Here is a 15,753-nt window from a genome sequence, read left to right as displayed (position 1 = left end):
AGCGGAAAATCCACTGCCTCGTAATTTATTACCTTATTTTATTTATTTTGCAGCCTTTTTTGCCGCCTTCTTTTCAGCCTTGGCCTGAAGCTTTGCCAGCTTTTTTGCAGTAGGCTTGAAGAGTCTAAATATCTTGTATATTTCAAGAATGATTAAAAGTAAAAATACTACTGTAACAATTCTCATAAGATGAGTTGTGAGTCTTGTGCCATCTATAATATGGCTGCCTGGCATTGCACCATTCATGGCCTTTGAGTTTGCTATTATATAAAGCATGCGGTGCATTGCCTGTCTTGCATAATAGTATGTTGCAGGATCGTTTTTATCAAAATTATATCTTGCAGCTGATGGAAGTGATGTCAGTTTAATGTCAGCACCAGACTCTGTCATTTGGTAGCCATCCATAAATACTCCTGTGTTAGCATTGTCTGTTAAAACAATTCCATCAAAGCCCCACTCATTTCTAAGAATACCTGTAATAAGACCGTAATCTCCACCTGCCCATGTAGCACCAACTCTGTTAAATGATGTCATAACAGCCTGTGAAGCTCTGATATCCTTAGATGCATTGGCATAGGTTCCATCATCTTGCTTTTCTACATAGTTAAGAGTTACATCACCAGATTTCATGCACATCTCAAATGGAACAAGATATATTTCACGTGCACTCTGCTCGTTAAGCCATGTGGCTATACTAAACTGACCATCTCTATCACCACGATGGTTCTCCTGGTCGTTAAATGCAAAATGTTTGATGTAAGTGTACATACCTTTTGATGCTGCACCCTGCACTGCGTTTGAAGCTACAGTTCCTGAAAGGAATGCATCCTCAGAATAATATTCACCGTTTCTACCTGAGAATGGAGTGCGATGGATGTTCATGGATGGAGCATACCAGCCATCAGCACCGCCTATTAAGCCTTCATTTCCTATCATAGTACCAAACTCTAGAGCAAGGGATGGATTCCAGCACTGTGCAAGAGTCATGGCATTAGGAAACATAGCACTTGTACCACCATAAATAAGTCCTGCAGCTGTATCCGCATCAATGTTAAATGGCTTTTCTATAGATTTGATATATTCAATGCCATAACCACTGACGCCGATTGCGTTGTAGATTTCCTCTGCTGTAAGTTCATCGAGCAAATCGTCCCAAAGAGGATCATCAAAATCAAGTCCACGCATATCAATTAACTTAAGTCCATTGTCTGCTCCATAGACAATTTTTGTGTCTGAAAGTGTAGCTGGATCAACTGGTGAACCAGAATCGAAGCTATCAAGCTGTGCTATAAGTTCGTCTGAGGCTTCCTTTGTAAAAGTATATGACTTGCCATCATCACCATTAATTTCATTGCCCCAGGTACTTATCTGAGTGCTTGCTTTTCCATCATGTGTTGGGAAGGTTCCAACCCAATCATTTCTGCTAAGATATGTGGCATCTCCTCTAGCATCATCTAACTGATTTGTTATTTTTTCGCCTGAGTAGCTATCCTTTGAATAAGTTACTACATCAACCTCTGTAATATCAGGTGTGTATACAGCTACAAAATCAGATGTTATCTCTGGTTTCTCTGCAATTTGAGCTTCAACTGCTTCTGAATTAACTGCCTGACTTTTTACATCAATAATATTTTTAACTGCCTCATGTGCATCTTTTGCTGCAGTAATGTAATAATCTCCTGCGTCAAAAATATAAGTCTTTGCATTGTTTGCGTCATAAGCCTTTAACTGAGATTTATCAAACTTAAGGGTAAGGCTCTGTGACTGACCAGGCTCAAGCTCTTTTGTTTTGTCATAGGCTACAAGTTCTACAGAAGCCTTTTCAACACCATTTTCAATATCATATTCTGTGTATGGGCTTTGTGCATATATTTCTACAACGTCTTTACCTGCAACATCACCTGTGTTTGTTACTGTAATCTGAACGTTACATTCATCACCATCCCAGCTTGTCTTCATATCTGACCATTCAAATGTTGTATAAGACAAACCATATCCAAATGGATAGACTACCTCAGAGTCATAATCAAAATCACCTGCGTTTGCGCGCTCTAAAACTACATCCTCATATCTGGTTTCGTAGTATTTGTAACCTACATAGATACCTTCTTCATATGTAACATAATTGTATTTTGTGAGTTCTCCGTTGGCATCACTATACTGATAATCACCAAAGTTTTGAGCTGCTGGTGACTCAAGAGGGTTTGCTGCAAAGGTGTCTACTGTTCTACCTGATGGATTTACCTGACCAGTGAGAATATATGGTAAAGCTTCTATTGCTGTTGCCGAAATTACAGCCTTAATATTTTGATAATCCTTTATAAAATCCAAATCCAGTGCCGCATTTGAGTTTGAAACTAAAACTACTCCGTCGAAGTTGTCATTTAAGTATGAAATAATTTCAAGCTCTGTACTATCTGGCTCTAGATATGTCTTTGTCTTATCCTCATCAGTTTTAGCATGATTGTACATCGAGCGAGGCATATCTCGTCCCTCGCCAGCCACTCTCTTTAAGAAATATACTGGTACAGTATCCTTTAGAGAATTCATAACTTCAGTGTTTTCTTTTAATGCTGATAATGGAACCTCATTAATTGAAAAGTCCTCTTCATCACCATAAGAAATAGATCCCTTTCCTAAGCCATAGCTTTCAGTCTGTTCACCGTAGAATTCATAAAGAGTTTTGTTTAATGACACATTTGCACCATCAAAAATCTGAGAAAGACTTCTTCCGCCCATCATACTGTCATTAGCTGTAACTGTTGCTGAATTTACACTAAAAAAACTAAATGTTGCGTCAGCAGTTTTTGGCAAAAATCCATCCTCATTTTCAAGCAGAATTGTGCCTTCATCGGCAATTTGCTGATGAAGCTTTGCCTCTGTTGGTTTGATAGAATTTGCATCATAATCAGCCTTGTTGTACTGAAGATCCAGTCCTGTAGTATCAATATCTGAATTATCAATTTTGGTGTTAAAGCCACCCACCATACTGTCTGCCATTCGTGTATAGTTAGGCAGAATGATGTTAACCGCAGCGATAATTACCGTAAATACGATAATTAATACAGAGCGGATAACTGTTCCTACAATTTTCCTTGTTTTGCTCATTTACATTCTCCTTTTCTAAGGCAATCGCCCTGATTTATAACCTATTCAGAGAATAGCAAATTAGCTTTAAAAAAAGCAGGCTTTGTCCTAGCCTGCATATTTTTTGACATATTTGGCATATTAATCTGTAAAAATGATTCTAAGTAAATATTTTTCATTTTCAGTTTTAATAATCATCTGCCCATTATATTTTTCAACAATATTTTTTATGCTCTGGGTGCCATACCCATGATTAAGCCTATCAGTTTTGGATGTAACAGGCATACCATTTTTCATTTTTATAGTTCCAGTAAATGGATTTATTATCTCAACAAGTACTATGCCCTTTTTATTTTGAATCTGAATGGATATCCATCTTTTGGAGGCTTCTGATATTTTTTCATTCGCCTCGATAGCATTATCTAAGGCATTGCCCAGCAGCGTATACAAATCGATCTCGTCCATAAATTTAAGTTGCATGCCATCAGCAATACAGCTCATTTGAATATCCTTGCTATGACAAATCAGTTTTTTCTCAGTTAAAACTGTATCTATCAGCTCGTTGCCAGTACGCACCACAGCATCGTATACAGCTATGTCATTTTCCATCTCTGCAAGAATGCCTCTTCGTTTTTCATCATTTTCCATACTAGCCAAAGCATTTATCTGATGCTTCATGTCATGGTAATGCTGATTTACAACAGCCATGGCATCTTTTGAAAATTGATAACGAATCTGCGTATCCTTCCACAGCTGTTCCTTTATTTTAAATTTCTGCTTTTCGTTTTCATTAATAAGCTGAGCCCTTTGATTTATTAAAATAAAAAGACATGAAAGAATTGCATAAATGGCGTGAATATGACCTATATTATTAAAGCTTGCCACCAGACTAAAAAACCATACCACAATCAAAATAATGACTGTTGCACCAGTTGCTGAAAGAGTCTCTATTAGATATTTTCCGTTCATAACAGTTTTTTTAGCGAACCATAAATACGCCAAAAGGAATGAAGCAATTAAGCAAATAGAATATAAAACTGGATGATTGTCAGAAATATTGCTCCCCGATGCAAAGCTTACCAATTCTCTGATACAGTAAAAAATATGTTCTATGGCATAACTGACTGCAAACAGATAAAGTGCTTCCTGGAATGTCACTTCAAAGACAATATAAATTCCTATTATCACAATAAGCCAAATTGCCATAAACCAAATTAACAGTACAAAATAATTTGACATAGAATTTACATCCGAAAATTCCGACCCCTCATAGCCTAACAATTTAAAAATCCAGATTATAGCCATGTCAACAATCAAACCAATAGCCACACACAATGCACCTTTTAGAATGGGATGTTTATGTTTGTTTAAAACAATGCATATTCCAAGCACTGGCAAGAGCATTTCCAGTAAATAACCAATGTTAAATGTAGTATTCATTCTATATCTCCATTCCTACATAGTCACCAAATGCAGCAATAAATTCTTTTTTACGGCTTCTGCTTAGAAACAATTCCTCTCCTGCTACCGTAACTACATCCCCCTTTATCTTGTCTACGAATTTAAGATTAATCAAATGTGACTGACCACTTTGTATAAAGCCATATTCTTTTAAATCATCAGCGATGGCTTTTAGGGATTTGCTTCTAGTTTCAAAAACCCCTGATTTACTGTGAATTACAATAATGTGACCAACTACCTCTATATAATAAATATCATCAGTATCTATTTTTCTTTTGCTACCATCATCGGACACAATCAGCTCTTTACTTTTTCGATACTTATCAGCTGTCTTTAGAACTTTATCCATTGTTCCTTCGAACTGCTCATAAACCACCGGCTTTAAAATGAAATCAAGAGCATTAACCTTGTACCCCTCTATGGCATATTGGGCTAGAGCTGTGATAAATACAATAATTACACTACTATCCAACATGCGAATTTTTTTAGCAGTAGTCATACCATCCTGATGCTTCATATGAATATCTAAAAAAATCAAATCATATTCTGAAGTATAGTCGTCTAAAATATCTATACCATCAAAAAAAGTACGTACTATGAAATTATCTGAATGCTCCTTTTCATATCGTGACAGCTGTTCTATCAAGCTTGCCTGACATTCCTTTTCATCTTCAACTATTGCAATTCTAAGCATGAATCTGAAGTCCTTTCAAATATGTTTATCTGAAAATATACCATTTATGTAAACAAATCAACATATTATGTCAAAATAGGTTAAAAATAAAAAATTCGTGATATGATGCTAAACGATTGATAAACATAACTCAGCTGAAAAGGCGAAACCTTATTTCAAAACATTAGGTTTACGCCTTTTCACATTTCCTTCTGATAAGTTATTTCTTGAATTTCTTGTCAAATAAAAATTCATTTATTAAATGTACTTCCTTATAAATCTGATTATCCTTATCAAAATAAACCCAGTCAGCTTCGTTAATGTCATTTGCATAAAGATCTGCATCTGCAACTTCCATCTCTATTTCATGGCCAGCCTCATCACGAAGTCTGATGACAACTTGTGGTGTATATCCTTCTGGACGTTCTTCACATCCGAAATCTGCTTCCTGGATTTTCTTTACAATGTACTTCAAACTAATCTCTCCCATTCCGTCAAACTTACGAGCAATTTATACTCATGCTATTTTCTCCTACAGCATCAGTTGGCTGATTTGCTTTATAATTATTATAGATTTCAGCGATTTCTTCTTTTGAAAAATCCTGAAAGCATGCATAAAGTGTTTCCAAATCCATGCCTGTACTTACGAAATTTTCTACAGTCATTTGGTCTCTTTTGTTCATCATCTGGTCTCCCCTTAATTATTTGATCTTAATCTATCTTGCAGTTCAGCTTTGATACCCTCAACTCTTCTAATAGCATCTTCACATTGTCTTTTGCCATCACTGATTTTTGACTGTACCAGGATATCTGCAACAAATCCATCAAAGAAGAAATCTGCAAAAGTCAGGAAATCATTTATATGAATAGAACTGTAGCCACTAACATCTCTAAGCTCCTTACTAAATCTCTGGAGCGCATATCTGGCATCGTCAATCTCTCGCTCAGCATCACTCATTTTGCTATGCTTCATAAATCCAGAGATTAAGCCACCACCGAACATATCAAGCAAGCCCCAGTTACCTGCACTATCAAGATATCTTCTTGCTGAACGAAGATGATTAAGTGCATTATCCGCAGCATCTATAGCTTCTCTAATTTCTCTAGCTTCCATTTCATTCATGGTCAAATTCTCCTCCGGCGTAATTTTTAATTTGTATCCTATATTCTTCGCCTAGATATGGACAGCATTCCTCTATACTCATAAGCCTAGAGCTTTTTGCTCTGTTACAAGCTTTGCACAAAGGAATAAGGTTCCTGATGTCATCAGTGCCACCATGATATTTTGGGATGAAATGATCAATAGTACGTTTGTCCGCTTCAACTCTCTTACCACATTTGGCGCAGATTCCATCGTTTTTGGCCCATATTAGGTTCTTAAGATTTTCTTTTCGTTTTCTTCTTTTCATAAGTAATAAAAAATACCCATGGTTTTCCGTTTATATTACTATTCTTTAGGGTTGCATGTTGACATAACATAATAATAAAACCATGATCCAAACGACCATGGTTAATTTAAAACACAATATTATTGTTTCGCTGCAGTAGGAACAAATTCAAGCTTAAGACGCATTCCTAATCCTTCAGCAATACGTTTTACCATTGCTAAACTTGGATTTCTTGTACCATTCTCAATACGACTAATATCAGCCTGAGTTATTCCTGTTCTTTCAGCTAATTCTTTTTGGGTAATATGTTGTTTGTTTCTGGCATCAATCATAGCCTGAATAATATCATATTCTGCTTCTAACGCATCATATTCTGCTTTAATCTCAGGATTCTTCAGAACTTTTTCTTTATATTCCTTGTAGCTACTCATTTACAATACCTCCGTTCGTAATCTGCTTTATATTTTTTAGCCAATTCCAATTCCGCCTTGGGTGTTTTCTGTGTTTTCTTAATAAACCCATTTGTCAAGATAGCCTTTTTACCTACAAAAAAGAAATAAAAGATTCTTGTAATATTTGAACTTTGCTTTGTTCTCAATTCAAAAATACCATCACCCATCGATCCTGACTGAGGTTCTCTAAGAGCTGGTCCATTAGCCTCCAATAAGTCGATAGTCCTAAGTGTTTTAGCATGCATCTTTGGATCTAAATCATCTAAAAACTCTTGCACCGGGCACCGACCATCCTCGGTATCATAAAACTCAATTTCGTACATAATTCTCCTCTTTCTTAACATTATAATATGTCGTATTAAACATATTGTCAATACAAATACAATTCTATTATATTAAGAACAATTAATGCTGACACCAGTACTATCCGTATTAACATTAACCTGATTTTCTTTATAATTATTGTAAATGTCAGCAATTTCCTCTTTAGAGAAATCTTTAAAACAAATATATAAGGTTTCTAAATCCATACCTGTGCTTACAAAGTTTTCTACTGTCATTTGATCTTTTTTATTCATAACTTTCTCCTTTTAAAATATGCTGCTGAGTCAAGCCCAGCAGCCATTATAATAAATTAGATTCAATTATAAGAAATATAGTCACCACTAAAAACTGAATTATTTTTTAGAAAATGCTCTTACCAGTCATCGCCGTCAAAATCATCCCCATCATCTAAATCCCAGTCATCTTCATCCTCATCTTCCATGTCCTCATCAAAGTCATCATCTTCGTCTTCTTTGTCATCATCAAGATAACGCGCCATTTCTGCTTCCTCTGCAGGATCAAGATAATCATCACCATCGAAATCAAAAGCCATTTCATCTACATTTCTTACTGGTCTTCCTGGAAACATAGGGATACCTCCTAAAAAAAACACTTAATTAAAAGGTAAGGATAAATCAATATCCTCAGCAAATTTTTCAGTATCTTCATTATTACTATTATGTAAAAGGAAATCCGGTACATCATCAAATATTTCAGGCACCTCATCCTCATAATGAAAATCTGCAGGCATAACAGTTTTTTCAACTATAGCTGCACTGTATTGAGTTTTTATGTCATGCTTCAATGCTCTTAACTCTCTAGTAGTACAGCATTTCATGAACTCCCATGCCTCTTCCTCATTTTTTGCTTCAAGCACATATTCAACTGTTTCTGTCTGTGTAACTTTATATCTCATATCGCTCCTCACTAATCATTCATATCGTGCCAATAATCTACTGCGCCATCATAAGCATCGTCATCATCTTCGTAATCTTCGTAGTCGTAAAACTCTTCGTAATAATCCTCTGCAAAACTATCTGCATCTTTGTAACGGCTGCTATTATACGAATCATGCTTCTTAGATTTACTTGATGATTTGCTTTTAGACTTACTATTTGACTGGCTACTCTTAGATGATTTGCTCTTGCTTGTAGACTTTGACTTAGATGTAGAATAACTAGTGGTGCTCTTTGTCTTGGCCTGAGTTGGTATAGGTGCTATAAATGTAAAAGCTAATGCGATTACAAATACGCTAATAATTGTCTTTTTCATTGTGCTACCTCCAGGATAATCTCCTTAATCAATTGGTTGTTTCTTTGTGATTATAGATTATCAAATCTTAGCGCGGTTTATCGGACAGCTCAAAGCCTTGATTTTACTAATCTTTTCCACAATTTATAGTCATTATTCAAAAAAGCTCCTGCAAAGTATTCTGTCAGAAGCTTTTCGGTTAAATATGTTATTTTGCAGTAATGTTATTATCTACAACAACGATCAATTCCGTAAGTGCACGAGTAAAGGCAATATACTTCTCGTTCTTTGTCATCTTATTGGAAATGACATATACTCTATCAAATTCAATACCTTTTACCTCATCTACATACATTAGGGAAATCAGACCATTATCAATCTTATTACTAATGAGTCTTGATATTTTTGTAGGTAATAAATCTTTCTTAATATAGCTAGTTTTACGTACAGACCTGGGGAGTAAAATAGCAACCCTTTCGGTTACAATAGGTGTATTTGACAGCTCTTGTTCTAATTCAACTCGTCGGATTTCTTTTATGCTAGGTCCATCTACACCTGTTTGCATAACTTTCATATCAAAGCTATCATTACAAAATCTTGTAATTTGATTAGTATTTCGGTAATTCTCGTTAAGAACAAATTCTTTCATGTCAAATTGGTTCTTTAACGAAGACCAATCAGATATCCCTCGTCCTGGCTTAAGCAATTGATTTGTATCACCAAAAATATTAAACAATAGCTTATTCTGATTGATTGACGAAATAATCTTATATTCGTTCAATGCAAGATCTTGGCCCTCATCCACGCATACAAGCTTTAATGTCCCATTTACTTTTCCATAGTATTTTATACAGAATAGAATTCTTGCATATAAATCATATCTATGAATCCCCTTAAGCGATTTTAATTTGTGTTCTTTAAGAAATCCTGATGTCGCAGCTTCAAAAACTTTAAAATAAAAATTATAATCAGAATACTCGTCTATTTTTGAAGAAATATATACTATAGCCTTTTTAATTTCATCTGGATAAAGATTCTTTTCCATTTGCAACATTGTTGTATTTTCTTCTAGGGTTAGTGCTAATGTATCTTCCTTTTGTTTTTGTAGATTTTTATAGGCATTTTTGATATTCACGCATTGCCTTACTTCATCCATTACTTCAGGAACATACAATGTCACCTTTTGTATCCATGAAATAATCTCTTCATCTGATAATTCACTTAAATCTTCCGCTAGTTCCTCATTCGCTAATTTAAACTTTTTTATTATATTTGCACGATGCCGTTTGATTTTATCTATTTCACGATCTAGTTCCTCAAGTTTAGCTTTTCTCCCAAATGGTAAGAACTGTGATTCCGTCTTTTTTACTTCTTCTTGCAAACGTTTTAATTCTGACTGTATTCCATAGATTCCTTTCTCATGATTACTATCATATTCACTTAGCTTAAAGTATACAGATGGAATTACCTCCTTCACAATATTATTTGCTCTCTTCTTTGCCTTTGGTAATTCCTTATTAATTTTCTCAAGTTCAGATAATAAATTGTCATATTTGTCTTTGACAACTTTATATTCCTGATCTTGAGCAGCTACAATTGCTTCAAAATGGACATTTTTCTGCTTAATAGCTGGCATCAATTCACTTGGTGAATATTTATCAAAATCTATGGTATTCTCATTAAAAAATGAGCATACACTATCGAGCATTTCTCCTAAAGTTCCTCGTTCATCTAAACCTTCGACAAATGCCTCGTTCATCTTTGTTATGAATTCATCGGAATATATATAATCTACAAATTGCTGATTTACATTTATTTCATTAGCCACCCTAGACGATGGAACAAAAGCTTCATCATAGTCTAATAATACTTCTTGATAATATTCTTCTATAGATAATCTTCGAATATTACCAAGCTGTAATCCTTCTGCCAACCCCTGAATATGAAGATTAAACTGTTCATTCGGAGTTAAAATAACTGCATCTTCGAAAGCAAATTCAGGATGATTGTATTTTAGAGCTGATAATCTATGAAGTAGAACCATTGTCTTACCAGAGCCAGCACATCCTTGTACGATTAAATTACTATAAAGAGTTTCATCTACAATTGCATTCTGATTCTCCTGAACTGTAGCTATAATATCAACCAAACTATGCTGTTGTTTTCTTAACTTTAATACCTTTACAAGGAATGGATCTGTGATACCTTCTCTAAATATTAAATCATCTTTTGTTCTTAAATTCGCATAACCATATAGTTGAGCAGCCTCGATATCAAATTGTCTAGTAAGCGCAATATCATACTGCTTTCCATCTTTGATAATATTGATATTTCTAATATTCACAAGCTGTCTACCAAAATCACTATTGAAAGAATAGACGCGTTTTCCGTCTTCAAATTCAATATCATCAGCACCTATGTAATAAACTTCTGTTTTACCAGCAAATGTAATATCGACACGATAAGAATATGGTTTTGCTCTATATTTATCTATATCGCCAAGCTTTTTTCCATACTTTCTCTTGCTGCGCTCTTTGGCTACACTTAGTCCTCCCTCATCATAGCCACCTTTATATGTTGCATATTGATTAGCATAATCCTTAGCATCATGAATTGAATCTGTAATTTCATCAAATTCGTTTTCTAAATCGTCTAAATGTTGTTTTTCAAGTTCAAATACTTCACCAGATGTAATTTGATAACCTGCATCCTCTATATCACTTATGACATTAACTTCTGGACGTCCTAAAGAATATACAACTTTATAGTCTTCCTCTGCTAAATAATATTTATTACATTGACTACAATAACCAACAGAACAAACATAGTTCTTCTTTACATGGCTCTTCTTCTTTAATTCCACAACAAAGTTAGCCATGGTTTCAACACAATCATGACCAGATAAGCTGCAATATATAGAATCAGATACAACAATAGTATCATTCTCTGAAAGATTAACTATTTCATCATTCTTACCATATTTGTAATTAAACTGTTCACCTTCTTGGATAAAGAAATCCGGAATAATATCTCGATTAAAAATCTGCTTGGCATTTACACTCTTAGCCACCAATGGCTTTATTATTGGCATTGGTATACCTTTAGATGAGCATTCCTCTTCTAAATCTAAAGCAGCAGAACGACGCAATAGATATTTGTCACAGGTGCTGCAATAATAAACCTTTAACTTAATACAATTTTCCTCTGCGCCTATAATGCAATCACTTTCATCAAGTGGTTCATGATGAATCTGACACATTGGATTATCTTCCACCCAAGAATCTGGAAAATATATCTCAGATTCAGATGTTATTTCAATTACAGGTAAGCATGAATTAATAAATGCTTTGGTTAACTCTAATGAGTACAACTTCACTTGAATGTTTCGCTCTGTCAGAGCTTTCTCAACAGTAGAACTTCTATCTTGTTCTAAGAACAGACGCTTACATTCATCACAATACAAAGGGGCTACGCCATAAACGCCCCCTCGTTCAGCCTTATATTTAAATTGAAGATTACTGAATGATTTTCTATGAATGCGGCACTTTTTCTGCCCGTTTGAAATAATTAATGCTTCAAATGGATTCAAATCTTTATTTAAATACATAGAAAAATCAATGTACTCATAAATATTATTGGCTATATCCTTCAAACGAACTGAATCTGATTCCTCTTGCGATTCAATATCTGTTTTTTCTATTACCACTTCACCCTGATTGTTATCTTCAAAATCACTTTCTAAGATGTCCTCATTAGATTCAATAAAATCATCTTCTACCGCAGCATTATCAAAAGATGCTTTTTGACTATAACCAAGAGCTGGTCCTAATTCTGGGCGCGAAGAAATAATCCCAGATTTTCGTTCATCTGATAACCCATTAAAATAATTAACAAACTCTTCTGGAATATTATTTAAATCAAAATTATCAATATCTCTTTGAGTAAAAAAACTAAGCGCCATAAAAATCCCTTATTCCTTTGCTAATACTTCAAAGGCTTTTTTTAATGCCAAGAAATGGCGTGGACTATACTTAATCGTCCGTTGTTTTCCCTCTGGGATTTCCACATCAATATCAATGAATTCTTCTGATTCTGGTTCTATTTCAGTAGACATAACCTGCTCATATATAGAAGAAATTTTTTTTGAGCAATAATTGTATTCAGCTGCACAATTGGGACAAAGACTCAGTGAATTCCAACCCAGACCAAAACTATTAGCAAGCTCGTCATAAATTGTGCTTTGCTTAATGACATTTATTGCCTCAAAGTAACAAGAACCATCATACTTAACAATTCTTTTCTGACATATCTGGCAATAGCCTTCATATTCCTCCTTTAAAAACATCCTTTCCTCTAGGTTACAGTCACGTCGTGCGAAATGAACTCCCCTTGTAACATTAATATGGTTGTCTAAAGAAGCAGCCAACTCTTCTTCCAATTTCTTAGAACGTTTTTCTAATGCTTTCTCAGAAATTGGATTAGATTCAAACTCCCTACCCTTGACAGCCTCACGCTGCGCTCTATCACTGCTTTCTAATCTATCTTTTAAACTGCGCTTTTTTTCTTCTTGGGCTGCTAATTTAGCTTCACTTTTTTCCTTGGCTCGCTTATAGCTTAACGCTTCTTCTGGATTATTAATTAACGTTTGAATAAACTTGGCAACTTCAGCATTATTAGCCCCCATTTTTTCAATTAAAAGCTCTTCTAATTCAGAGTTAGTCTCTTTAAATGGAAGAGCATCAATAATTCTTTTGGAAGCCTTATAGAAATCTAATAAATCATCTCTATCTACATCAATTGGTCTATGCGCCTCATCGTCTGACTTAATATATACCCATTTTTCGAAGCACAGATAGAGTCCTAACATTGAGTAAGCATCCATTCCATCTACACTATTACCGGAAAATGATTTACTATCTGAACCTACAAGATTTCCATTAATTGTAAAGTAAGGCTCATTTGCATTAAGAAACCTAGCAATATTGTTGGATTTTTCTTGTGTAATATCAGTAAATATCTGCGGAAATCCTTCAAAAGAAAAACTCCACCCCCATTTTTCAGAAATATATGTTTTGTCTACAACACGTGTTTTTAATTCTAAAGCGATATCTTTTCCACAGTATTTTTTAACCTTACTTATATACTCTTCTCTAGATACATTCAATTCTTTTAATCCTTTTGGACATCCAATAGATTTAAAGAAATCCTCATCAAGAGAAACATTCAGAACTGTATCATCAAAATAACTATTAGCAAGATACTTTATGTCTATTATTCCTCTTACTAGATCATAGCCACATCTAACATCATTACTGCGAATATATAAATCACTTGGTCTATACCAATTTTGACCGTCCGTAACCAGATATCGATTAATAATTGCATCTATCATATAAGGGCTAGTTTGCAAGGCATCCTTAATCTGATTCAAGTCTTGAATGTTTTCTCTGATATGATTATCTGTTTTAAACTTAACATCAGGAGAATCATATTTAGGCAAGATCTTATCGATAGTATCCTGTTCAATATTATACGGAAATACGTTAAGAGCACGTTCATAAAAACTGCGAATACTGTCATTTTCTAGGCAGGCTTTGTCAATCTTATATGGGGCTGAGGAAGGATTATTGATATAAACAAGAGATTTGCCATCTTCTTTGGCACATATGTGGCGTCCACTATTTAACCTCACAAATGGAATAGCTGACACATTCATATAATGACTCTTGTTGTCTATTCTCTTTACACAAAATCCTTCTATATTTCCTAATAGTCTTTCAAGCCACGTTATGCTTTTCGCTTCTAGAAATCTTGCGGTAAGCTTTAGGACAAGATGCCGCCATTCGTATGTCTTAAACTCAAAATTCTTATCCAAAAATTTCTTAAAATCAACGTATTCTCTTGTTGATATTTCTTTAGAAAGCCAAAAGATTTTGTGATTACCAATTATTCTTTGAAGATCCTCATCATTGAAAACATTAACTATTCCCATGTTTTCTGGAACACAGATATCATTTATGCTTTTGAAAACACCTTCAGTATTTGTTGGAAGTAATGGCTCTCCTGATTTAATAAAATCTATACTATTTTCATATATGGCATACAGTAAATCAGTTTCTTCATACTCATATATTGGATAGACCTTGTTTAAAGCTTCGAAAGTCAAATATCCATTATCTCTTAGCCAAATAAATGTAAACTGAATAAGTCTGCAAATATTATTTACAAGCTTGATATTATGCTTACCAAAGTCTTCGCCTTCTTTGAAGTTATCTCTGGCTGGTGTAGTATCAAATGGGGCATGTATATAAAAATTTTGATGCGCTTCTTTTGCTGTTGGAAAGAATGCGTATATTTTGCTGTTCTTTACTGCTTGAATCTCTTTATTATCTACTCTAAAGATTAAAGCACTAGCCTCTTTCTCTGCATCAGTAAAGAACAAATAGTTCTGTTCTTGTTCTCTATCACCATGAGCTGATAATAGGTTTAACTCGTAAACATTATCTCCATCTATAGCTCTCTTCTCTTTATTTATGCTGATGGTTTCGGGCATTCCCTCAATCTTTATCTCAATATCTTTTATTGAGTCAAGAATAAGTATACTTTCAGCACTAATTTTATGTAGTAACGCATCTTTTATTTCTCTAAAAGCAATTTGTTCTGATACTGCCTCATTATTAAATGGCAATATCATACAAGTTTCCTTTGCAGCTAAGCCTGGCTTTCCCTTTATTTCATACGGATTTACAAAACTATCAATCTTAAAGCAATAATTATCAGAATAAATTTCTGGATTCATGGTATATCCGTAGACGGCTTTGAATCCAATTCCAAAGTGACCTATGCGTGTGCCGTCACCTTTTGTTCCCCTTGCAATACCACAGACACCATTTATGTCTGCTTCGTTAAAAGGTCTTCCGTTGTGATAAAGAGTGAGATTACTTTGGAATAAATGAAACTTTATATATGTAGCACCCGCATCTTCAGCATTCTGCAAAAGCTCATAGATAAAGTGAGTACGATCACTATACTGCTGAATAATAAGCTGAATATAATTGCTTACTTCAGTTCCATATTTAACTTTGCTATCTTGCCTTATCTTCTCATATAAATCCAT

General features: G+C 34.5%; 15 protein-coding genes. All 15 read right to left on the bottom strand.

The genetic code is table 11. The features are described from left to right. Positions 1–42: 42 nt before the first annotated feature. Positions 43–3,108 carry a glycoside hydrolase family 3 N-terminal domain-containing protein gene (locus BLV53_RS00135; protein ID WP_090295393.1) on the bottom strand — a complete coding sequence of 1,022 codons (3,066 nt, stop codon included), beginning with the start codon at positions 3,106–3,108 and terminating at the stop codon, positions 43–45. A gap of 120 nt (positions 3,109–3,228) precedes the next feature. Further along, a complete protein-coding gene (locus BLV53_RS00130; RefSeq protein ID WP_090295390.1) occupies positions 3,229–4,527 on the bottom strand; it encodes an ATP-binding protein in 1,299 nt (432 codons plus the stop codon). Position 4,528: 1 nt separating this feature from the next. Further along, positions 4,529–5,242: a LytR/AlgR family response regulator transcription factor gene (locus BLV53_RS00125; protein ID WP_090295387.1), complete on the bottom strand. Its 714-nt coding sequence runs from the start codon at positions 5,240–5,242 to the stop codon at positions 4,529–4,531. 199 nt (positions 5,243–5,441) lie between these two features. Then, complete coding sequence (locus BLV53_RS00120) at positions 5,442–5,696, bottom strand: hypothetical protein (protein WP_090295385.1); 255 nt, start codon at positions 5,694–5,696, stop codon at positions 5,442–5,444. A gap of 25 nt (positions 5,697–5,721) precedes the next feature. Continuing rightward, positions 5,722–5,907, bottom strand: coding sequence for a hypothetical protein (locus BLV53_RS00115; protein ID WP_139298909.1), 186 nt, complete (start codon positions 5,905–5,907; stop codon positions 5,722–5,724). 11 nt (positions 5,908–5,918) lie between these two features. Next, positions 5,919–6,344 (bottom strand): hypothetical protein, encoded by a 426-nt coding sequence (locus tag BLV53_RS00110; protein WP_090295381.1) that lies wholly within the window; start codon positions 6,342–6,344, stop codon positions 5,919–5,921. After that, positions 6,337–6,630, bottom strand: coding sequence for an HNH endonuclease (locus BLV53_RS00105; RefSeq protein ID WP_090295378.1), 294 nt, complete (start codon positions 6,628–6,630; stop codon positions 6,337–6,339). Before BLV53_RS00105 ends, BLV53_RS00110 begins: the two co-directional genes overlap by 8 nt. A 119-nt stretch (positions 6,631–6,749) precedes the next feature. Then, on the bottom strand, positions 6,750–7,040 hold the full coding sequence (locus BLV53_RS00100) for a helix-turn-helix domain-containing protein (protein ID WP_090295375.1): 291 nt from the start codon (positions 7,038–7,040) through the stop codon (positions 6,750–6,752). Further along, positions 7,037–7,384, bottom strand: a complete 348-nt coding sequence (locus tag BLV53_RS00095) for a type II toxin-antitoxin system RelE/ParE family toxin (RefSeq protein WP_090295372.1) — start codon at positions 7,382–7,384, stop codon at positions 7,037–7,039. The genes BLV53_RS00100 and BLV53_RS00095 overlap by 4 nt, the downstream gene beginning before the upstream one ends. A 72-nt stretch (positions 7,385–7,456) precedes the next feature. Beyond that, positions 7,457–7,639 carry a hypothetical protein gene (locus tag BLV53_RS00090; protein WP_090295370.1) on the bottom strand — a complete coding sequence of 61 codons (183 nt, stop codon included), beginning with the start codon at positions 7,637–7,639 and terminating at the stop codon, positions 7,457–7,459. A gap of 119 nt (positions 7,640–7,758) precedes the next feature. Beyond that, positions 7,759–7,974: a hypothetical protein gene (locus BLV53_RS00085; RefSeq protein ID WP_090295367.1), complete on the bottom strand. Its 216-nt coding sequence runs from the start codon at positions 7,972–7,974 to the stop codon at positions 7,759–7,761. Between the two features lie 24 nt (positions 7,975–7,998). Then, entirely contained in the window at positions 7,999–8,301 is a 303-nt protein-coding gene (locus BLV53_RS00080; protein ID WP_090295365.1) for a hypothetical protein, read from the bottom strand. Between the two features lie 11 nt (positions 8,302–8,312). Further along, on the bottom strand, positions 8,313–8,657 hold the full coding sequence (locus BLV53_RS00075) for a hypothetical protein (RefSeq protein ID WP_090295362.1): 345 nt from the start codon (positions 8,655–8,657) through the stop codon (positions 8,313–8,315). A gap of 187 nt (positions 8,658–8,844) precedes the next feature. Continuing rightward, positions 8,845–12,597, bottom strand: coding sequence for a helicase domain-containing protein (locus tag BLV53_RS00070; RefSeq protein WP_090295361.1), 3,753 nt, complete (start codon positions 12,595–12,597; stop codon positions 8,845–8,847). 9 nt (positions 12,598–12,606) lie between these two features. Then, a complete protein-coding gene (locus tag BLV53_RS00065) occupies positions 12,607–15,753 on the bottom strand; it encodes a sacsin N-terminal ATP-binding-like domain-containing protein (protein WP_090295358.1) in 3,147 nt (1,048 codons plus the stop codon).

The sequence above is a fragment of the Pseudobutyrivibrio sp. ACV-2 genome (assembly GCF_900107545.1).
GTDB lineage: Bacteria > Bacillota > Clostridia > Lachnospirales > Lachnospiraceae > Pseudobutyrivibrio.
Note: the sequence above shows the minus strand (reverse complement) of the source record. Positions and strands in the feature narration are given on the sequence as shown.

Bases quoted from the DNA above. Each gene is read 5' to 3' on its own strand.
- BLV53_RS00070 (WP_090295361.1), bottom strand. From the start codon at position 12,597: ATGGCGCTTAGTTTTTTTACTCAAAGAGATATTGATAATTTTGATTTA.
- BLV53_RS00110 (WP_090295381.1), bottom strand. From the start codon at position 6,344: ATGAATGAAATGGAAGCTAGAGAAATTAGAGAAGCTATAGATGCTGCG.
- BLV53_RS00090 (WP_090295370.1), bottom strand. From the start codon at position 7,639: ATGAATAAAAAAGATCAAATGACAGTAGAAAACTTTGTAAGCACAGGT.
- BLV53_RS00100 (WP_090295375.1), bottom strand. From the start codon at position 7,040: ATGAGTAGCTACAAGGAATATAAAGAAAAAGTTCTGAAGAATCCTGAG.
- BLV53_RS00095 (WP_090295372.1), bottom strand. From the start codon at position 7,384: ATGTACGAAATTGAGTTTTATGATACCGAGGATGGTCGGTGCCCGGTG.
- BLV53_RS00085 (WP_090295367.1), bottom strand. From the start codon at position 7,974: ATGTTTCCAGGAAGACCAGTAAGAAATGTAGATGAAATGGCTTTTGAT.
- BLV53_RS00075 (WP_090295362.1), bottom strand. From the start codon at position 8,657: ATGAAAAAGACAATTATTAGCGTATTTGTAATCGCATTAGCTTTTACA.
- BLV53_RS00105 (WP_090295378.1), bottom strand. From the start codon at position 6,630: ATGAAAAGAAGAAAACGAAAAGAAAATCTTAAGAACCTAATATGGGCC.
- BLV53_RS00135 (WP_090295393.1), bottom strand. From the start codon at position 3,108: ATGAGCAAAACAAGGAAAATTGTAGGAACAGTTATCCGCTCTGTATTA.
- BLV53_RS00065 (WP_090295358.1), bottom strand. From the start codon at position 15,753: ATGGATTTATATGAGAAGATAAGGCAAGATAGCAAAGTTAAATATGGA.
- BLV53_RS00080 (WP_090295365.1), bottom strand. From the start codon at position 8,301: ATGAGATATAAAGTTACACAGACAGAAACAGTTGAATATGTGCTTGAA.
- BLV53_RS00125 (WP_090295387.1), bottom strand. From the start codon at position 5,242: ATGCTTAGAATTGCAATAGTTGAAGATGAAAAGGAATGTCAGGCAAGC.
- BLV53_RS00115 (WP_139298909.1), bottom strand. From the start codon at position 5,907: ATGATGAACAAAAGAGACCAAATGACTGTAGAAAATTTCGTAAGTACA.
- BLV53_RS00130 (WP_090295390.1), bottom strand. From the start codon at position 4,527: ATGAATACTACATTTAACATTGGTTATTTACTGGAAATGCTCTTGCCA.